Below are 18,458 nucleotides of genomic sequence, written 5' to 3'. Positions count from 1 at the left end.
GTGAAACTATGGAATCTTGGTATTTACTTTATTGTAAGCGCGGCCAGCTGTTGCGGGCCCAGGAACACCTGGTAAGGCAAGCCGTCAACTGCCTGAGCCCAATGATTACGTTGGAGAAAATCGTGCGTGGCAAGCGTACCGCCGTTAGCGAACCGCTGTTTCCCAACTACCTGTTTGTTGAATTCGATCCGGAACGTATTCACACCACCACGATCAGCGCTACCCGTGGTGTCAGCCACTTTGTACGATTTGGAGCCTTACCGACCCAGATACCGTTACAGGTTATCGAAGAGCTCCAGACACATAGCGAAGAATACTATGTGGACCCAGAGACCCCACAGCCGGGCGATACGGTGTTGATCACCGATGGCGTGTTCGAGGGCCTACATGCGATCTACACCGAACCCGACGGTGAAGCCCGCTCGATGCTGCTGCTGAATCTGATCAACAAGCAGATTAATCAGAGCATCGATAACCGGCAGTTCCAAAAGCTTTAATGCAAACAGGCACCCAAGGGTGCCTGTTTTGTCTGCTACCGATTAACGGCGCATCGCATCATCATGCAGCCACTGGGCGACACGCTTGGCGAAGTAGGTCAGCACACCATCAGCCCCGGCACGCTTAAAGCACAGCAAGGATTCCATCACCGCCGGTTGCTCCTGCAGCCAGCCGTTCTGGATCGCCGCCATATGCATCGCATATTCGCCCGACACCTGATAGGCGAAGGTCGGCACCCCGAAGGTATCTTTGACACGCCGCACCACGTCCAGATACGGCATCCCCGGCTTCACCATCACCATATCCGCGCCTTCCTGCAGATCCTGAGCAATCTCTTGCAGGGCTTCGTCGCCGTTGGCCGGATCCATCTGATAGGTTTTCTTGTTGCCGCCTTTCAGGTTACCGGTGGAGCCGAGCGCATCACGGAAAGGGCCGTAATAGCATGAGGCATATTTGGCGGAATACGCCATGATCTGGGTATTCACCAAGCCTTGCAGCTCGAGTTGATCGCGGATCGCGCCGATGCGGCCATCCATCATATCGCTGGGAGCCACGATTTCGGCACCGGCTTCAGCGTGAGATAGCGCCTGGCGAACCAGAATCTCTTTGCTGATGTCGTTGATCACGTAGCCATGTTCGTCGATCACCCCGTCCTGCCCATGGGTCGTATACGGGTCGAGCGCCACATCGGTCAGGATCCCCAGCTCCGGCACGGCATCTTTCAACGCACGCACGGTGCGCTGCACCAAACCATCCGGGTTGTAGGCTTCCTCGGCATGCAGCGACTTCAGGCCAGGCTCAATCACCGGGAACAGGGAGATCACCGGCACGCCGAGCTTGGCAATGGCTTCTGCCTCTTTGATCAGCAGATCGATGCTCATGCGCGATACGCCAGGCATCGAGGAAACGGCTTCCTGACGGTTGCTGCCTTCCATGACAAACACCGGGTAGATCAGGTCATTGACCGTCACCTGATTCTCGGCGACCAAACGGCGGCTGAAGTCATGACGGCGCACACGGCGCATACGGCGACCAGGGAAGGTGCCCGGAAATGCATAGCTCATAATTTTCTCCTAACTCAGACCAGCCGGAATAACCGGCGGGCGTTCTCATCAGTTTTCTGGCCCAGCCACGCGGGATCTTCTTCGCGCCAGGTCGCAACCTGCCGAATGATATGGGGCAGAAAACAGGGTTCGTTGCGGCGAGATGCAGGTTTCGGGTGTAAATCCCGGGGCAACAAATAGGGGGCATCGGTTTCCAGCAGCAGACGATCGGCCGGGATTTGGGATAACAAGGCACGCAGTTCCAGACCCCTGCGCTCATCACAAACCCAACCGGTGATACCGATCGACAGCCCCAGCGCCAGACAGTCCTGTAACTCTTCGGCGCTGCCGGTGAAGCAATGCACGACTGCGGCGGGCAGTTTATCCAACCAAGGGGTCAGCAGTGCAACAAAACGTGCGTGTGCGTCGCGACAATGCAGGAAGACCGGCATATTGAGCTCGGCGGCCAATGCCAACTGGGCGTTGAAAGCCACTTCCTGCTGTTCCGGGGTAGAAAAGTTGCGGTTAAAGTCCAGCCCACATTCACCAATGGCTGCAACGAAGGGCTGCGATGCCAACCGGTGAATGTGCTGTGCGACCTCATCGTTCCAACTGCTGGCATCATGCGGATGCACGCCAGCCGTAGACCAGCAATAGCCACTATGCGCACGGGCCAGGTGACTGGCCGCCTCGCTTTGCTGCGCGTTGGTGCCGGTGATCAGCATCCCCGTCACGCCTGCGGTTTTGGCTCGCTCAACCACCTGTGTGGCATCTTTGGCAAATTGGGAGCTGGTAAGGTTGACGCCAATATCAAACATGGTTTTTCCAAAGCAAAAGCCGCCCGATGGGCGGCTTAGAGACAGACGAGTATCAGGAGGCTGGTGGCTCTTCGCCTTCCTCTTCTTCCTCTACCGGCTTGCGCCGCTTCCCGACATAGAAGCGGGCGAAGAATACCCCGACCTCAAACAGCAGGTACATCGGGATCGCCAACAAGGTTTGCGAGAACACGTCCGGCGGCGTCAACAGCATGCCGACCACGAAAGCACCAACCAGCACATACGGGCGTTTCTTACGCAGGTCTTCTGGCGTAGTAACACCGCTCCAGCACAGCAGAATAATGGCAACCGGCACTTCAAAAGCCACGCCGAACGCCATAAACAGCGCCATGACGAAACTCAGGTAGTTGCTGATATCGGTCGCAATCGTGACGCCGATGGGTGCAGTTTTGGCAAAAAAGCCAAAGGCCAGAGGGAACACGACAAAGTAGGCAAACGCCATCCCCAAATAGAACAACAGGCTGCTGGAGACCAGCAACGGCATCATCAGGCGGCGTTCATGCTGGTACAGCGCAGGAGCGATAAAGGCCCAGACCTGATAGAGAATGAAAGGCGCGGCAACGATCACCGAAACCATCATCGTCAACTTGATCGGAGCAAAGAACGGTGAAGCCACATCGGTGGCGATCATGCTCGCCCCGGCAGGCAACTGATCGATCAGCGGTGCAGACACGATCTGATAAATATCGTTAGCGAAAAACACCAACACGATAAAGATCGCCAGCACGCTGATGATCGAATTTAACAGCCGCTTACGCAGTTCAATCAGATGACTGATAAGCGGTTGGGTATCTTCAACGGCCATGTTTTAACGTTCGCCACTAGGTTGTTGAGACGCAGGGGATTTATCCGCCACAGGCTCTGGGATGGCCTGCTTTGCAGGGATTTGCTGATCCACGACCGTTGCCTGAGCCACGGTTGGCACCACCGGCTCACTATGCTCGACTGGCGCAGGTTCAGTCGGCTGCGGTGTGGCAACAGGTGCCGAAGCGGTAGTCGCCGCTTCCGCCGGCGTCACGCCATCGTGAATGGCTTCAGGATCGGTGACCACTGGATTGTGGATGGTATGCGGCGGCTCGTCCTTATCGACGTGATAAGAGCGTTTCAGCGACTCAGCCGCCTCTTTCAGCTCATCCATTGAAGCTTTGAGTTCCGGCGTTAAATTCTGCAAACCCGCTTTCTCCGCCTTCTTAAGGCTTTCCTGCAGTTCTTGCAGCTTCAATTCCTGCGTCAGCTCATTCTGCACCGAAGCTGCCAGAGAGCGCAGCGCTCGGATCCAGCCCGCAACGGTCCTGACCGCCACCGGTAACCGTTCTGGCCCGAGTACCACCAGGCCAATCACCAGTACCAGCAGCAGTTCACCAAACCCAATGTCAAACACGGTTTATACCTGCTCTTTGTTCTTCGACTCTTCCGCTGCTTTCACTTCCGGCTGCTTATCGGTGATAGGCTTGGCCGCAAAGTCTGCATCGTGGTTGGTTTTTTCAGTCGTGTTGGTTGGCGCGGTGCTGTTGTCGTCGCCAATCGCTTTTTTGAAGCCCTTGATTGATGCACCGAGATCGGAACCTAGGGTACGCAGTTTGTTGGTGCCAAACAGCAGTACCACGATCACCGCGATGATCAACAATTGCCAAATACTAATACCGCCCATTGTACTTACCTCTGGTTTAAAAAAGGGTCTATACCCGTTGTCTTTCAAGTTGCCGCATTATATACCCTTCATCTTTGTGTTGGATATGCCCCGTTTTTGCAGGGCTACAGCGACAACGCTTAACCTGATGGTTAATTTATTCAGACGGTGCGTTTCCAACCAACGACCCAGGCTACTACGCCTGCGGCCATCATCCAGGCAGGGAACACCTCTACGCCTCCCAGCAGTAAAATCGTACCACTGACTAACAGTGTAGCGCCAACCCCGAACAAATACCGTGATTGACCTTGCCGAACGCGTTGCGCCTGCATCTGACCGGTCAATTTATCGACGCTTTGTTGCAACAGTTTATGCTGTTGCAGGCTGTCATAAAATAGCTCTGGTAACTCCGGCAATTTCTCGGCCCAGAACGGCGCTTTTTCTTTCAGCGCGCGGATCACCGCCGGAATGCCCACCTGATCCCGCAGCCAGCTTTCCAGGAACGGCTTCGCCGTGGTCCACAGATCCAGTTGCGGATAGAGCTGGCGGCCAAGGCCCTCAACGTACAGCAGCGTCTTTTGCAGTAATACCAGTTGCGGCTGCACTTCCATATTGAAACGGCGTGCGGTATTGAACAGGTTCAACAGCACGTTGCCGAACGAAATTTCCGCCAGCGGTTTTTCAAAGATCGGCTCGCAGACGGTACGGATGGCAAACTCAAAATCTTCCACGTTGGTATCACGCGGTACCCAACCAGAATCAACGTGCAGTTCCGCCACCTTACGGTAGTCGCGGTTGAAGAAGGCGATAAAGTTTTCCGCCAGATAGCGCTTGTCGTCTTTGTTCAGGGAACCCACGATACCGCAGTCGATGCCGATATAACACGGATCTTCCGGGTGCTCATAGCTGACGAAAATATTGCCTGGGTGCATGTCGGCATGGAAGAAGCTGTCACGGAATACCTGGGTAAAGAACACCTGGACGCCACGCTCGGCCAGCAGTTTCATATTGGTGTTCTGCTGTTCCAGAGCCGCAATATCCGACACCGGGATACCGTAAATCCGCTCCATCACCAGCACGCTTTCACGGCAGTAATCGGAGTAAACCTCTGGCACGTAGAGCATCGGGCTACCGTCAAAATTACGGCGCAGCTGGATGGCGTTGGCCGCTTCACGCAGCAGGTTCAGCTCATCGAGCAGGGTTTTCTCATATTCACGCACCACTTCGCGCGGGCGCAGACGGCGACCGTCCGGCATCAGCTTGGGTACCCAGCCAGCCAGGCGATACATCAGGCGCACATCGGCTTTGATAATCGGCCCAATGTCCGGGCGGATCACCTTCAGCACCACCTCTTGGCCGGTCGTTTTCAGCCGGGCGGTATGCACCTGGGCAATCGAAGCCGACGCCAGCGCCTGCTGGTCAAAGTCATCGAACCAGGTTTCCAGCGGGCCGCCCATTGCCAACTCGATATGCTTACGCGCGAGCGCGCCATCGAACGGTGCTACTCGGTCCTGCAACAGCGTCAGTTGGTCGGCAATATGGGGTGGGAACAGATCGCGGCGGGTCGACATCATCTGGCCGAACTTGATCCACACCGGGCCCAGCTCTTGCAGCGCCAGGCGCAGGCGTTCACCCAACGGCTGGTCTTTATGGCGGTTAGGCATCCAGAACAGCAGGCGACGGCCAATGCGCAGCGGCAGCGTCAAGCGCATCTTGGGGATCAGTTCATCCAGTCCATAGCTCAGGAAAACGCGCACGATCAAATACAGGCGGCAAATTTCGCCAGGGGTCATCGGTTACCCTCCAACTTGTCCAGACGGGCAATCAGTGCGTCCACACTGCGAACGGTGGCATCAACCTCTTCGTTAAACCACACCACTTCAAGCGGGCCGGGAGCCATACGCCACTCTTCGGTCAGCGTTTCGGCGACGTAGCGTTGCTGGCTCTGCAAACCGGATTTCAGCAGGCCCAAACCTTTGCCAACGATCTGGCTAACCCCTTGCGCGGCGATGTCGCCTACATAAGGCGCCAGCCATTCCGCCGGATCCCACTCTGCCAGATCGAGCAAACCGACCAGTTGTTGCACCACCTGAATATCACCTTCGACAATCAGCTCGCCGCTGCGCATCAGCGGGGAAAGTTGCTGACGATCGCGCAATTTCAGCAGCACCGGTACGCGGGTTTGCACCGTACAGTCGGCTCTATCTTCTGATTGGCCAAGCACATCCACGCGCTGTTCGCTGAACAGCAGAACCAACGGCGAAGAGAGTTCCTGTAGCTCGATACGTAACACTTTACCCGCCAGCCGTTGGCGGGCAGCTTTCATGCTGCGATCGCGAAACAGCAGGCTATTGAGCGAGGTTTCCAGCACGCCGGTCAGTAACGGGGTTAGCAGCATCGGCATTTCCATATCAGAACTTGAAGCCCCGGTGCAGCGCCACGATGCCGCCGGTCAGGTTGAAGTAGTTGACGTTCTCGAAACCGGCCGCAGCCATCATCCCCTTCAGGGTTTCCTGATCGGGGTGCATGCGGATCGATTCTGCCAGATAGCGGTAGCTGTCCGGATCTTTCACCACCAGCTCACCAATTTTTGGCAGCACGTGGAAGGAATAGGCGTCGTAAGCCTTGCTCAGCGGCTCCAGCAGCGGCTTGGAAAATTCCAGCACCAGCAGGCGGCCACCCGGTTTCAGCACGCGGAACATCGAGCGCAGCGCTTTGTCTTTATCGGTGACGTTGCGCAGGCCAAAGGAGATGGTGATGCAGTCAAAATAGTTATCCGGGAACGGCAGCGCTTCGGCGTTGGCCTGCACGTAGCTGATATTGCCAACGATGCCGTGGTCGCGCAGCTTTTCGCGCCCCATCTTGAGCATGGAATCGTTGATATCCGCCAGCACCACCTGCCCCTGCTCACCCACCATGCGGGAGAACTTGGCGGCCAGATCGCCAGTACCACCGGCCAGATCCAGCACGCGCTGGCCGCGGCGCACGCCGCTGCAATCGATGGTAAAGCGCTTCCAGATACGATGGATACCAAACGACATCAGGTCGTTCATCACGTCATATTTTGCCGCTACCGAGTGAAAAACGTTGGCCACCATGGCCTGCTTCTCGTCTCTTGCTACGGTACGAAAGCCAAAATCGGTGGTTTCCTGCGCTTGATCTGCCATTGTCCTGCCTGCCATTCAGTCAATTTAGTGTCGTGGAGTGTACCAGAAAGCCGCGTAATACCCCACCTTGCAACGGCATCATCCGTGCGATGCGCGATGCGGTTCTTCGTTGCTATCGTCGTTCTCTTCCTCCGGCAGCGAGGTGATATCCTCGTCTTGCTCAGAGAGCAGCTCATCATCCTGTTGTTTCGATGCCTGCTGCGCCAAAAGCGGGTTGATGGGACGTTTAATCTCAACCCCAAGCGCGCGGAAGCCCTCGATCCGGCCGATAAGATTACCACGGCCTTCGCTCAGTTTATTCATCGCCTGGTGATAACTGCCCTGCGCCCTATCCAGGCTCTGCCCCAGGGCCGACATATCGTCAACGAACAGGCGCATCTTGTCATACAGGCGGGCGGCGCGATCGGCGATCCGCTGGGCGTTCTGGCTTTGGTGTTCATAGCGCCACAGGTTGGTGATGGTACGCAGAGCCACCAGCAAAGTGGTTGGGCTGACCAGCATGATGTTATGTTGCAATGCCTCGCTAATCAGCTCCGGCTCACGATCGATGGCCAGCAGGAAGGCGGGTTCCACCGGGATAAACATCAGCACATAATCCAGCGAACGCAGGCCAGGTAACTGTTGATAATCTTTACGGCCCAGCACACGGATGTGCCCACGCAGCGAAGTGATATGCTCGGTCAACGCTGCTTCGCGTTCAAAATCATCTTCACTGTTGAAGTAACGCTCATAGGCCACCAGCGACATTTTGGCGTCGATCACCACGTCTTTACCCTGTGGCAAACGCACGATCACGTCCGGCTGCATGCGGCTTTGGCTATCCAGCCGCACATTGACCTGCGTCTCATACTCATGTCCTTCACGCAGGCCAGAGGCTTCCAACACGCGGCTCAGCACCACCTCGCCCCAGTTGCCCTGGGTTTTGTTATCGCCTTTTAGCGCCTTGGTGAGGTTGAGCGCCTCGCGAGCCATTTGCGCATTCAACTGTTGCAGATTACGGATTTCGTGCGTCAGTGTATGGCGTTCGCGTGCTTCCTGGCCAAAACTGTCCTGCACCTGGCGGCGGAAACCATCCAACTGCTCGCGTAACGGCAGCAACAGGCGATCCAGGCTTTGCTTATTTTGCTCATCTACCTTGCGGCCGCTGTTTTCGAAAATACGGTTGGCCAGATTCTCAAACTGGGTAGTCAAACGCTGTTCACTGCTGATCAACAGCCGCTGTTTCTCTTCGGCGGCCATCCGGGTCTCTTCCAGGCGGATCGTCACCTCACGCAGTTCGGCTTCCTGAGCGCTGTTGACTTCACGCTGCGCCCGTAGCTCCTGGTTCAACAATTCACATTCATTGCGCCAATGGTTGAGCTGTTGCAGTCTCTCCTGCCCGGCGGCCAGTTGGCTGTGCAGGGTGCGCAGTTCCAGATCGTTTTCCCGTAGCAGCTGTTCGTGGCGTTGCAGCGTCTCTTGGCGGGAGGCAGTTTCAAGCTGTGCCTGCTGTAAAGACTGTTCCAGAAGACGCATGTCGGTTTCATGTTGCGCGCCGTGCTGTTGCGCACGCAGGCTGGCGATCAGCCACCCCAGCAGTAAACCTATCGCTACGCCACCAATACCGTAAACCAAACTGGTATCCACCCTGCCTCCTGTCATGCATGCACTTGCGGCGCGTTTTACGCCTGTTGCCTGCCACGTTAAAGGGAGCCTGTATGGATGTCCAGTCTGTTTTTATGTAGAAGTGAGCGCGGTAACCACGGAGGTACCGCGCTAATAAGGCAGGTTAAAACAGTTTGAAACGGTATTCGGCGATAAACTCGGTGGAAAGCGAGTGGGAGGTCTGGGAATGCCCATCCACCAGTATCGGCGTTTTATTGCTGTTCTTATAAGACCAGCCCGGCCCAGCCATGGCGAATACCGTCAGGTTTTTCAGCTTGGGATGGGAAGGTGCCCAGCGGCCAAAGACGTTAATCTCACCGGTACGCACCGCGGCACCTTGATAGCTGAATTGGCCAACGTTGCCCGCCAGCCCGGCGGTAAACTCAGGCGTGATGCGATATTCCGCTATGGTGGCCAGCATGGTTTCGCCATCGCGCATATAGTCTTCACCGGCATAGGCCATGGAGGTAAAGGTCCCGCGTGAGTTTTTTGACATATGGCGCGGGTAGAAGCCCAACTGACCCTCTCCCTTCGGTGCCCGCGTGTGGGAAATACCGAGCTTGACGCTCCACAGCGGCTCCTGCCATTTGGCATCCAGCGCATAGTGGTTGGCGTTATGATCGAAGTTGCGCTTGCTCAGCGCCATCTGTTTATAGTCATCCAGCGCCTGAGTAGTGTAAATCTGGCTGCCCAGGCTGAGTTTCTCATCGACCTTGTAGCTCATACGCAAGATCTGACGGCGCAGATAGTCCTGAGACTCCCCGTAGGCCAGTTGACCGTTAAATGCTTTATTCTCATAACCCAGCTCGGCACTGGCAAGATGGTTGATATAGCGGCCATCGTTGGTTTGCAAGCGCAGGCTGTTGGGTGAACTACGATCCATCGAACGTTCAACATACGCGCCGCGCAAAGAGAGCCCGGCACCGGATACGCCACCGGACCATCCCAGATAAGTCGTAGGCGACAGGCGAGTGGAGGTGGAAATCACACCGTAGTTACGCAACACCTGCCAGCCAGCCTGCGCATTCAGCGCTGCGCCGCCCACGTCGCCTTTCAACTTGATATAGCGTTGGCCCACCTTGCTGTAGCCAGCAGCATTCTCTTTGCTGTTGCCGGGGCCGTTGTTATACAGCACCCCACGAGTATTGAAGTAATCACTGGCCCCTAGCTTTACCGCGCTGTAGTAATCAAGATTAACGCCGATAAAGTCCGCCAGATAGCCGGACTGATAGCCCAGCGCCAGCCCTTGCCCCCAGGCGTTATGCACCTCTTTTGGATTGGCGGCATCTTCCTTGAGGTACTTCCAGTAGTTTTTCAGCGACAGTTCAGCGTGGCTGTCGCTGAAAAAGGGCGAACTCAGGACGTCATCAACGCTGGCCTGGGCCGCGGTGGAGAATAGCGAAATAGCGACCAGACAGCTTAAAGCAGAACGTTTCATTATTGTTATCCCCGAAAAGGTATAGAAAATCCCTGCCGAGGCGATATGCTATCGCCCCAGATAATATCCCCGAGCCAAAAGGGTGGGTTATTTTTATTGGGTACTCATCAAGGTGCTTTATTTAGTAACGCTTTCCCTTTAGCGACATAAGTCATATCGCCAATATCGGTTACGGTATATTTCCCGTCTTTATAAGTCATCTTGACGACGGCCGCATTAGTCAGTGGCTTATTTTTGTTCGGATTATCGGTCATATCGGAAATCATCATCTGCATCGAGAGCCCGGAAGAGACCGCCAGGATGTTTTTATCCCCGTTCTTCACCGCATTCTGCACCATGGTATGCAAGGCTCGTTGCATACGGGTTTTGACCTGCTGCGCGCTTTCCGCCTCTTGCTTATCATCGCTTTGCGTGATGGCATCCACCATCGGGATCAGGCTGATCTTGCCTTCGCCCATTTGCTTGAACATCTCGGCACCAGAGGCCAGGCCCAGCTTCTTGGCAGCAGCGTCGGCCATCTCTGCGTTAGCGCGTCCTTCAAAACCGCCGAAGAACATTTCGCGCAGGTCGGTCAATTCCGTGACCTTAGCGTCCGGCTTCCCCATTTCCTTGAGGATCACCTGCATCGTTTCACGCTGGCGGCCAGCGTCACTGGTGTAGAAGCTATCGAAAGGGATCTCCTTCAACCCGGCCCCCAGATAGCGCGCGGTTTCGATCCCGGCCGGTGTCAGCGGTGAGTCAGCCCAGCCCTGCACGCGATCGTAGGTATTGAGCAGTGTTTTACCGTGGCGGGCAAAATAGATATCGACGCTGTCGCTTTGCGCGGCGGTTACGTTGAAGGCTGCAGCAGAGGAAACGGCAAGTACGGAGGCCAGTAGCCAGGTTTTAATTTTCATAAATCTTTCCTTAGTGAACAAAATAACGTCTATAGGTTAATTTTTTTAATCATCGGCAGATCATTTGCCAAAATAAGGGCGAAAAAAAACCCAAACCCATGACATTGGTTCGTCAACGGGTTTGGGTTTTGCCTGTTTATTCACAGTAACAATCCACTTATTGGGAAAGTAACACCGTTAAAAAAATAAGGGAATTAAAAAACGCCGGTTAAGGATAAATTCGTGATCGAATTCTCACTGTGCGCTGAATAATTAAAATATGAGGTTATTTGGCAAGGCGCCGGTTCATGCCATCCACTGGGTAAACCATTTGATACCAAAGGCGCCTGGCGCCAGGATGCCGAAGGCCCAGACCATTGCCGAGGCCACATTGGCGATCTGGAACGCGGTTTGCGGCATGGCACAAATGCCCCCCACCAGCGGTACTACGGCGCGCAACGGCCCGAAGAAGCGCCCAAAGAAGATACCCAGCACGCCCCAGCGCTCAAAAAACGCATGGCCACGCACCAACAGCTGCGGATTGCGTGACAGCGGCCACATATGGGCTACACGCCCCTGATAGTGATAACCGACCCAATAGGAGAGCCAGTCACCAAAGAAGGCACCGGCGGCGGCCGCCGCCCAGATCGGCCAGAAGGCAATCCCGCTCTCGCCAATCAACGCCCCCAACCCCAGCAGAATAACCGTGGCAGGCAGCAACAGCGAGAGGAAGGCCAGCGACTCGCCAAACGCCAGGAAGAAGACGATCGGGATCGCCCAGGCTTCATGCTGGCGCACTGTTTCGCTAACCCAGTCAATCACGTCATTGAGGTTCATAGCCTGCTCCTTTTGAGAACGGATCCGACCTCAAGGATACGCAGTACCCTACCTCACTGGTTAAACCCCGGTTAAACATGGTGCCGTTATTCCAGATAGCGCGCCTGCAACGTCTCGAGCTGGCTTTGCCCCAGCCCATATTCGGCCTCCAACCAACGGTTGGTGGAGCCATATTGCTCATGAATGCAACCCAACGCAGTCGCCAGGAACTCTTCACGTGCGCTGAGCACATAGGCAAACTGCTCCACCGAGGCGTCGTTCAAACGGCTAGCGATCTGATCCAGCATGTGTTCACGGTAGCTCGCCAGCGTGGTTTCCGTCAGCAGATAATCTTCCATTACCGTAGCCTCATCCGCACCCAGCGCCAGCAGTACCATCGCCGAACCAACTCCGGTACGGTCTTTGCCTACCGCACAGTGCTGCACAATCGCACCGCCTTCAGGCTGAGCCAGCAGCTGCGCCAGTTGGCGATAGGCAGCGTTATTGAACGGCAGGCGGCGGTACAGCTCCAGCATAAAGGCCCGGGCATCAAACTTGGCCAGCGTTTCGTCGGTGAGTTTTTCAAGGTTGGCATTCACTTCGCTGCTGAGCGGATTGGCTGGCACGTGATAATAGTCGGCTCCCGACCATAGCACGTCAGGTTTAGCCTGCACTTCGTCGAAGTCGCGGTAATCCAGCACCGAGCGCATTGGCACCTGAGCCAGGTAGCTACAGTCGTTTTCACTCAAGCGATCCAGAGCGCCGGAACGAAACAGCAGCCCGCGTTTGATGCGGCGGCCATCGGCCACGCTGTTGCCGCCTAAATCGCGGAAGTTGATGCCACCGTCTAGCGGCGCAAGTGAAGGATGGAGCAGGATCTGAGCGGTCATAGACGTCCTTTATGTTGATTGTCTTGAGATTAGCTGCCATACGGCCAGCAATGGCAAGACCCCAGCAGCAGCAGGCCAGCAGCATGACACAGAGGGGGTAACCGTAACAGAAGGAGAAACGGGCCGTCAAACGGCCCGCTTTTAACGGGGATTACAGCAGACGGCGAGCAGCCTCAACGACGATTTGCACCGCCTGGCTTTCAGTCTTCTTCATGGTTTCCGCATTCGGGATCTCTTGCTGGGTGCGGTTAACGATCACACCGGCAACCATCCCCGCACGCAGGCCCTGACTGGCGCACATGGTCAGCAGAGTGGCGGATTCCATTTCATAGTTCATCACGCCCATCGCCTGCCACTCTTCCATTGAGCCTTTAAAGCGGCTGACCACACGGCCGGAATAGGTGTCGTAACGTTCCTGGCCTGGGTAGAAGGTATCGGAAGAGGCGGTCACGCCGATATGCGTGGTAGCACCGCTAGCCTTGGCGGCTTCAACCAGCGCAGTGGTACAGGCAAAGTCTGCCACTGCCGGGAATTCCATTGGGGCAAAGTGCAAGCTGGCACCGTCGAGGCGCACAGCAGCGGTTGTCACCAGCACGTCGCCCACGTTGATATTGGCCTGAATGGCACCGGTCGTGCCGATACGCAGGAAGGTACGGATACCCAGCTGTGCCAACTCTTCAACGGCGATCGAGGTAGACGGGCCACCGATACCGGTTGAGCATACGATCACTGCCTTGCCATCCAGTTCTGCACGCCAAGAGGTAAATTCGCGGTGGGAAGCCAGATGAACCGGGTTTTCCATCAGCTTGGCAATTTTCTCAACACGCTGCGGATCGCCAGGGACGATGGCCAATGTAGCGCCTTGCAGATCATTTTTAGTGAGACCGAGGTGGAAAACGTCAGACTGAGACATGGGGGACTCCTCATGGATACGGTTTTTGGGAGGAACAAACAGAGATTCTACTGACAATCGCTGTTAAATTTCGTGATGATCATCACCTTGAATAAAGAAACAGAAATTCATCTACATTATTTTTGTGATTAATATCACATAAAAAACCCTGACACGCTTAATCTCCATTCAGTTTATACCAACTTGCTGCCTGAGCGGCCATTGCTATCCTGCGCGAAAATTCGCCATGCGATGCTAATAAGCGCTAATCTGCCTATAGTTAACTGCCGCGCTTTTTCTCTAACGCATGGAGCCTGCAATCAATGAAAACAGAACAACAAATGACGTTAAAACAGGTCAACGGGGGATTTACCCCGGCCGTCGCACCGTTGGCCACCTCAACCATTCTGACCGATGTGCAGGATATACACGTGGGGGAAACCACCATCCCTTCGCAGGGGGACGATCTGCCAGCCTATATCGCCAAACCGGCCCATCATCAAGGGCCGTTCCCCATTGTGCTGGTCGTGCAGGAAATCTTTGGCGTGCATGAGCACATTCAGGATCTGTGCCGCCGCCTGGCCAAGCAGGGTTATCTGGCTATCGCTCCAGAACTCTATTTCCGCCAAGGCGATGCCAGAGAGTACAGCGAAATCAGCGAGCTGATGCAAAAGCTGGTCAGCAAGGTGCCAGACAGCCAGGTATTGGCCGATCTGGATCACGCTGCGCATTGGGCAACGCGCCACGGCGGCGATGCCGGCAAGTTGGCGATCACCGGTTTCTGCTGGGGCGGTCGCATCACCTGGCTGTATGCCGCGCATAATCCGCAGCTGAAAGCGGCAGTGGCCTGGTACGGCAAGCTGGTGGGGGAGAAAACCTTGAATTCGCCGAAGCATCCGGTTGATATAGCGATCGATCTTTCGACGCCGGTACTTGGGCTATACGGTGGCCAGGATGGCAGCATTCCGCAGGAAACGGTGGAAACCATGCGCAAGGCGATCCGAGCAGCCAATGCCGATGCGGAAATCGTGGTTTATCCAGAAGCGGGTCATGCTTTCCACGCCGATTACCGGCCAAGCTATAACGCGGAGGCTTCCGCCGACGGTTGGCAGCGCATGTTGGCCTGGTTCAGCCAGCATGGGGTGAAATAGACGGGCGCAATATGTCGAGTTAGGAGGGAAATATCAGCAGTTTCAGGGGCAGCAAGTGCCCCTGATGCTTGTCAGTTAAGCAACTAACTTAGCTCAGTGACAAAGTGCCGAACGCACCGTGCCAATCGTGCTCGAACTTCTCAACCGCCGCCTGCACCGCCGGGGCGCTGATAAACTGCTCTGTGACATCGACCGGTAAGGTAATAGCTTCACAACCTGCCAACAGGCACTCCAGTGCCTGACGTGGAGTCTTGAAGCTGGCGGCCAGCACCTTGGCCTGCGGGGCGTGCAGTTCTAACAAGTGCTGTAACTCCTGCACGGTAGCAATGCCATTGCCACCCTGGGCATCCACGCGGTTGACGTAAGGTGCCACATACTTCGCCCCTGCCAAGGCAGAAAGCAGCCCCTGTGCTGCCCCATACACTGCCGTCCCCAGCGTTGGAACAGCCAAGCCTTGCAGGATTTTGATCGCGGCCAGCCCTTCACTCGTCACCGGTACTTTCACCACCACGCCAGGAACGCGCTGGTGAAGCATGACCGCCTCTTCAACCATCTGCTCGGCCGTGGTCGCCATCACCTGGGCAAACAGCTTCCCTTCACCACCGATGATATCGCGTAAAGCGGGCAGCACTTCCCATAGCGACGTGCGTGACGCTGCCACAATGCTCGGGTTAGTTGTCACCCCTTGCAACGGCAACACACGTGCCAAACGTTTCACCGCATTGATGTCGGCAGTATCCAGATAGAGTTCCATAGTTGCTCCTCAAGGCTAAAAATGAAGGGCGCCGCAGCGCCCAAAAATGGATTACAGTTCAAGCTCTTGTTTCAGCAACGCTTCTACCTGTTGGGCAGACACTGCGTTTACCAGTGCGTCACGGAAACCTTCATGCATGATGCGCCGCGCCAGCTTGGAGAAAATACGCATATGCTGGTCGCCGGCGGCATGTTTATTAAGGGTCAGCATGATCACGAACTGCGCCTCTTCATCGCCCCAAACAACCGGCTGCGCCAGCTTGGCCACGCTGATGGTGGACTGTTCAATATGTTCAGATTTGGTATGCGGAATGGCAAAGCCAAAGCCCAGGCCGGTGGAGAATACCGCCTCACGCGCCCACAAATCGGCGGCAAGGTTACGGGGGTAACGGCAACGCCCGGCCAGCAGCAGGTTATCTGCCATCCCTTTGATCACCTCTTCTTTGCTGCGCCAATCTGCCCCCAGGGCAATGCATTCCGGCGTGATCAGCGGCGCATCGCTTTGCTCCATACGGAACTGGGCCAGCAGGTGTTCCACTTCCAGCGAAGTACGGCAGGCCATGGCCCGGTTGAGCAGCAAACGGCATTCGCGGCTGTCCAGCTTGGCCAGGCGGGTTTTGGTGGCGGCAATGGGAGGCGCGCTCATGCTGATCTCATCCAGCCCCATACCCACCAGCAGTGGCAACACCGAACCTTTCGCCCCCAGCTCGCCACACAGGCCGATCCATTTGCCATGTCGGTGCACTTCACGCACCGCATGATCCAACCCACGCAGGAACGCCGGGTTCAGGCTGTTGTAGTGCTTGATGACCTTGGCATTATCACGATCCACCGCCAGCAGGTACTGCGTCAGATCGTTGCTGCCGATACTGAAGAAGTCGATCTCCTCACAGCACTGGTCGATGATAAACAGCACCGAAGGCACTTCCAGCATGATGCCGAGCGGAATTTTTTCGTCGAACGGGATCTGCCCGGCACGCAGCGATTGCTTCATTTCGGCCAGTTGATCCTTCACCCACAGGATCTCTTCCATTGAGGAGATCATCGGGATCATGATCTTCAGCGGACCGTGTGCCGAAGCACGCAGGATCGAGCGTAGCTGGGTGCGGAACAGCGGCAGGAATTCCTGATAGATACGCACCGCCCGGTAACCGAGGAACGGGTTGTTTTCGGCCGGGATGTTCAGATAATCCACCGGCTTGTCGCCGCCGATATCCATGGTACGCACGATGATCGTCTTGCCTGCTGCGGCTTCCACTGCCTGGCAGTAAATGTTGTAAAGCTCATCTTCGGAAGGCGCGGTCAGGCGATCCATATACAGCATTTCGGTACGGAACAGGCCTACTGCCTCTGCACCGTTGCCGAAGGCCGCCTCCGCTTCTACCGCATGGGCGATATTGGCGGCAACTTCCATCCGCACACCGTCGGCCGTACGCCCCGGTTGATCAAGATAGGCGCTTTGCTGGCTGCGGATCTGCTCGCTCAGCCACTGCTCCTGCTGATAATAGCGACGAACCGGTTCGCTGAGATCGCAGGCCACCAGCCCAAGATCGCCGTCGATCTGCACCGATTGATTCAAATATGGCAGCATTGCAGCGGCATCAACGCCAACCAGGGTTGGAATGTTAAAGGAGCGCGCCAGGATCACCGTATGTGAGGTGCTGCCACCGCTGCCCAGCAACAGGCCTTTCAAATAACGCTTGTCCAGCTCCAGGAATTGGCTCGGAGTCAGTTCATCGGTGATGCAAATGCTGTCTACACTCAGTGCCTGCTGCGCCGGGAAGCGCTGCTCGCCATAAATTTGCTGTAACAGCTGGAAGCTGACATCACGAATATCCAGTTCGCGCTCGCGCAGATAGGCACTGGCAGACTGTGCCAGTTGCTGGCTGAAGTGGGCTGCAGTGGCCACAATGGCAGCGGCACAACTTTCCCCTGCCAACACGCCATCAAGCAGGTGCTGGCGGAATGCGCCGTCACGTAGCAAGGAGCGATGCGCTTCCAGCACCGCCGTGGTGGTGCCGTTACCGCCCATCAGTTGCAGATCCAACGCCTTGCCGAAGCGCGTCAACCCTTCGGCCAACTGCTGCTGCTCCTGTTCAACAGATTGCGTAGGCGGCAACGTCAGGGCGTTTAAATCTACCCGCGCCAGATGCACCAGTTTGCCATTGGCGGTGCCTTGGTTGACGGAGCGAGCGAGTACCAGCGTTGGATTCAGGTTAGCCAAAGACTGCGGGATAGGCTCCTGCTCTGCCTGGTCATTCACCTGTGGCAACACTTCGTCGCAGTGCGGGAATTCATGTTGGATAAACTGGCTCAGGCGCTCAAATGCCGCCTGTTCATCTTCCCCTTCGATGGTGATGCGGCATTCATCACCCAGCAAAGTATCGGTACCGATCAGTGACAACACGCTTTTGCCGTCGCCACGCAGGCCGCTACGCGAGTTGTGCCATTCAAAGCGGGAACGGAAACCGTTGCACAGGGTTTCGATATGGCTGGCTGGGCGGGCATGTACCCCGTTGGGCAGCGCGCAGGTAAACGTCACAATTTTCGCCATCACTCTTTCCTCATACCAAAAGCAGCGGTGAACAACACCGGTTTGCCACAAGGATAAAAGCGCAGCGCGGCCCAGGGCTATCGGATAAAAATGTCAAACACTGGACAAATGTATCCTGACGGCATAAATGCGATGCCGCTCACAAAGCCCGTTACCACAAGCCCGGTTTATTCTGTCGCACACTTTGAGTTAGATCGCACTTTTCTCCTGACAATACAAAAATCCAGTAAATGGCAATTTTATCCACTGTTGATAGTTCCGCCAGATGCCT

Annotated in this window: 18 protein-coding genes; 2 read left to right on the top strand and 16 right to left on the bottom strand. The window is 55.9% G+C overall.

Annotated features, from left to right (window positions below; translation table 11 throughout):
- Nucleotides 1-8 precede the first annotated feature (8 nt).
- A complete protein-coding gene (rfaH, locus tag KGP26_RS01760) occupies nucleotides 9-497 on the top strand; it encodes a transcription/translation regulatory transformer protein RfaH (RefSeq protein ID WP_021181462.1) in 489 nt (162 codons plus the stop codon).
- 42 nt (nucleotides 498-539) lie between these two features.
- Here rfaH and hemB read toward each other — a convergent pair whose 3' ends face one another.
- The 14 genes from hemB to udp all read right to left on the bottom strand — a co-directional run bounded on the left by hemB (nucleotide 540) and on the right by udp (nucleotide 13,750).
- On the bottom strand, nucleotides 540-1,562 hold the full coding sequence (gene hemB / locus KGP26_RS01755; RefSeq protein WP_021181463.1) for a porphobilinogen synthase: 1,023 nt from the start codon (nucleotides 1,560-1,562) through the stop codon (nucleotides 540-542).
- A 14-nt stretch (nucleotides 1,563-1,576) separates the two neighbouring features.
- Nucleotides 1,577-2,359 carry a 3'-5' ssDNA/RNA exonuclease TatD gene (gene tatD / locus KGP26_RS01750; RefSeq protein ID WP_223664947.1) on the bottom strand — a complete coding sequence of 261 codons (783 nt, stop codon included), beginning with the start codon at nucleotides 2,357-2,359 and terminating at the stop codon, nucleotides 1,577-1,579.
- A gap of 52 nt (nucleotides 2,360-2,411) precedes the next feature.
- Nucleotides 2,412-3,182 (bottom strand): Sec-independent protein translocase subunit TatC, encoded by a 771-nt coding sequence (tatC, locus tag KGP26_RS01745; protein ID WP_021181465.1) that lies wholly within the window; start codon nucleotides 3,180-3,182, stop codon nucleotides 2,412-2,414.
- A 3-nt stretch (nucleotides 3,183-3,185) separates the two neighbouring features.
- Nucleotides 3,186-3,758 carry a Sec-independent protein translocase protein TatB gene (gene tatB / locus KGP26_RS01740; RefSeq protein ID WP_059199066.1) on the bottom strand — a complete coding sequence of 191 codons (573 nt, stop codon included), beginning with the start codon at nucleotides 3,756-3,758 and terminating at the stop codon, nucleotides 3,186-3,188.
- A gap of 3 nt (nucleotides 3,759-3,761) precedes the next feature.
- Nucleotides 3,762-4,028 carry a Sec-independent protein translocase subunit TatA gene (tatA, locus tag KGP26_RS01735; RefSeq protein WP_021181467.1) on the bottom strand — a complete coding sequence of 89 codons (267 nt, stop codon included), beginning with the start codon at nucleotides 4,026-4,028 and terminating at the stop codon, nucleotides 3,762-3,764.
- Nucleotides 4,029-4,168: 140 nt separating this feature from the next.
- A complete protein-coding gene (ubiB, locus tag KGP26_RS01730) occupies nucleotides 4,169-5,800 on the bottom strand; it encodes a ubiquinone biosynthesis regulatory protein kinase UbiB (RefSeq protein WP_021181468.1) in 1,632 nt (543 codons plus the stop codon).
- Nucleotides 5,797-6,405 carry an SCP2 domain-containing protein gene (locus KGP26_RS01725; protein ID WP_094983281.1) on the bottom strand — a complete coding sequence of 203 codons (609 nt, stop codon included), beginning with the start codon at nucleotides 6,403-6,405 and terminating at the stop codon, nucleotides 5,797-5,799. The genes ubiB and KGP26_RS01725 overlap by 4 nt, the downstream gene beginning before the upstream one ends.
- A gap of 13 nt (nucleotides 6,406-6,418) precedes the next feature.
- Nucleotides 6,419-7,174 carry a bifunctional demethylmenaquinone methyltransferase/2-methoxy-6-polyprenyl-1,4-benzoquinol methylase UbiE gene (ubiE, locus tag KGP26_RS01720; RefSeq protein ID WP_021181470.1) on the bottom strand — a complete coding sequence of 252 codons (756 nt, stop codon included), beginning with the start codon at nucleotides 7,172-7,174 and terminating at the stop codon, nucleotides 6,419-6,421.
- A gap of 78 nt (nucleotides 7,175-7,252) precedes the next feature.
- A complete protein-coding gene (rmuC, locus tag KGP26_RS01715; protein ID WP_223664946.1) occupies nucleotides 7,253-8,800 on the bottom strand; it encodes a DNA recombination protein RmuC in 1,548 nt (515 codons plus the stop codon).
- A 142-nt stretch (nucleotides 8,801-8,942) separates the two neighbouring features.
- A complete protein-coding gene (locus KGP26_RS01710) occupies nucleotides 8,943-10,256 on the bottom strand; it encodes an OprD family outer membrane porin (protein WP_223664945.1) in 1,314 nt (437 codons plus the stop codon).
- A gap of 107 nt (nucleotides 10,257-10,363) precedes the next feature.
- Entirely contained in the window at nucleotides 10,364-11,152 is a 789-nt protein-coding gene (locus KGP26_RS01705; protein ID WP_081050576.1) for a histidine phosphatase family protein, read from the bottom strand.
- Nucleotides 11,153-11,437: 285 nt separating this feature from the next.
- On the bottom strand, nucleotides 11,438-11,968 hold the full coding sequence (locus tag KGP26_RS01700; protein ID WP_021807964.1) for a DedA family protein: 531 nt from the start codon (nucleotides 11,966-11,968) through the stop codon (nucleotides 11,438-11,440).
- Between the two features lie 86 nt (nucleotides 11,969-12,054).
- Nucleotides 12,055-12,837: a tyrosine-protein phosphatase gene (locus tag KGP26_RS01695; protein WP_223664944.1), complete on the bottom strand. Its 783-nt coding sequence runs from the start codon at nucleotides 12,835-12,837 to the stop codon at nucleotides 12,055-12,057.
- Nucleotides 12,838-12,988: 151 nt separating this feature from the next.
- Nucleotides 12,989-13,750, bottom strand: a complete 762-nt coding sequence (udp, locus tag KGP26_RS01690; RefSeq protein WP_021807966.1) for a uridine phosphorylase — start codon at nucleotides 13,748-13,750, stop codon at nucleotides 12,989-12,991.
- Nucleotides 13,751-14,052: 302 nt separating this feature from the next.
- Here udp and KGP26_RS01685 point away from each other — a divergent pair, with 302 nt between their 5' ends.
- On the top strand, nucleotides 14,053-14,880 hold the full coding sequence (locus KGP26_RS01685) for a dienelactone hydrolase family protein (RefSeq protein ID WP_223664943.1): 828 nt from the start codon (nucleotides 14,053-14,055) through the stop codon (nucleotides 14,878-14,880).
- Nucleotides 14,881-14,968: 88 nt separating this feature from the next.
- On the opposite strand, the gene fsa is transcribed toward KGP26_RS01685, so the two are convergent.
- Both fsa and ptsP read right to left on the bottom strand, forming a co-directional pair.
- Nucleotides 14,969-15,634, bottom strand: coding sequence for a fructose-6-phosphate aldolase (fsa, locus tag KGP26_RS01680; RefSeq protein ID WP_223664942.1), 666 nt, complete (start codon nucleotides 15,632-15,634; stop codon nucleotides 14,969-14,971).
- A gap of 51 nt (nucleotides 15,635-15,685) precedes the next feature.
- Nucleotides 15,686-18,187, bottom strand: a complete 2,502-nt coding sequence (ptsP, locus tag KGP26_RS01675) for a phosphoenolpyruvate--protein phosphotransferase (RefSeq protein ID WP_223664941.1) — start codon at nucleotides 18,185-18,187, stop codon at nucleotides 15,686-15,688.
- Nucleotides 18,188-18,458: the final 271 nt, after the last annotated feature.

Source organism: Serratia sp. JSRIV002 (genome assembly GCF_019968725.1).
GTDB lineage: Bacteria > Pseudomonadota > Gammaproteobacteria > Enterobacterales > Enterobacteriaceae > Chania > Chania fonticola_B.
Note: the sequence above shows the minus strand (reverse complement) of the source record. Positions and strands in the feature narration are given on the sequence as shown.

What these genes read in the sequence shown, in the direction of transcription:
- udp (WP_021807966.1), bottom strand. Translation starts at nt 13,750, where the DNA reads ATGTCTCAGTCTGACGTTTTCCACCTCGGTCTCACTAAAAATGATCTG.
- ptsP (WP_223664941.1), bottom strand. Translation starts at nt 18,187, where the DNA reads ATGGCGAAAATTGTGACGTTTACCTGCGCGCTGCCCAACGGGGTACAT.
- KGP26_RS01725 (WP_094983281.1), bottom strand. Translation starts at nt 6,405, where the DNA reads ATGCTGCTAACCCCGTTACTGACCGGCGTGCTGGAAACCTCGCTCAAT.
- KGP26_RS01710 (WP_223664945.1), bottom strand. Translation starts at nt 10,256, where the DNA reads ATGAAACGTTCTGCTTTAAGCTGTCTGGTCGCTATTTCGCTATTCTCC.
- fsa (WP_223664942.1), bottom strand. Translation starts at nt 15,634, where the DNA reads ATGGAACTCTATCTGGATACTGCCGACATCAATGCGGTGAAACGTTTG.
- tatD (WP_223664947.1), bottom strand. Translation starts at nt 2,359, where the DNA reads ATGTTTGATATTGGCGTCAACCTTACCAGCTCCCAATTTGCCAAAGAT.
- KGP26_RS01700 (WP_021807964.1), bottom strand. Translation starts at nt 11,968, where the DNA reads ATGAACCTCAATGACGTGATTGACTGGGTTAGCGAAACAGTGCGCCAG.
- rfaH (WP_021181462.1), top strand. Translation starts at nt 9, where the DNA reads ATGGAATCTTGGTATTTACTTTATTGTAAGCGCGGCCAGCTGTTGCGG.
- KGP26_RS01705 (WP_081050576.1), bottom strand. Translation starts at nt 11,152, where the DNA reads ATGAAAATTAAAACCTGGCTACTGGCCTCCGTACTTGCCGTTTCCTCT.
- tatC (WP_021181465.1), bottom strand. Translation starts at nt 3,182, where the DNA reads ATGGCCGTTGAAGATACCCAACCGCTTATCAGTCATCTGATTGAACTG.
- ubiB (WP_021181468.1), bottom strand. Translation starts at nt 5,800, where the DNA reads ATGACCCCTGGCGAAATTTGCCGCCTGTATTTGATCGTGCGCGTTTTC.
- ubiE (WP_021181470.1), bottom strand. Translation starts at nt 7,174, where the DNA reads ATGGCAGATCAAGCGCAGGAAACCACCGATTTTGGCTTTCGTACCGTA.
- hemB (WP_021181463.1), bottom strand. Translation starts at nt 1,562, where the DNA reads ATGAGCTATGCATTTCCGGGCACCTTCCCTGGTCGCCGTATGCGCCGT.
- tatA (WP_021181467.1), bottom strand. Translation starts at nt 4,028, where the DNA reads ATGGGCGGTATTAGTATTTGGCAATTGTTGATCATCGCGGTGATCGTG.
- KGP26_RS01695 (WP_223664944.1), bottom strand. Translation starts at nt 12,837, where the DNA reads ATGACCGCTCAGATCCTGCTCCATCCTTCACTTGCGCCGCTAGACGGT.
- KGP26_RS01685 (WP_223664943.1), top strand. Translation starts at nt 14,053, where the DNA reads ATGAAAACAGAACAACAAATGACGTTAAAACAGGTCAACGGGGGATTT.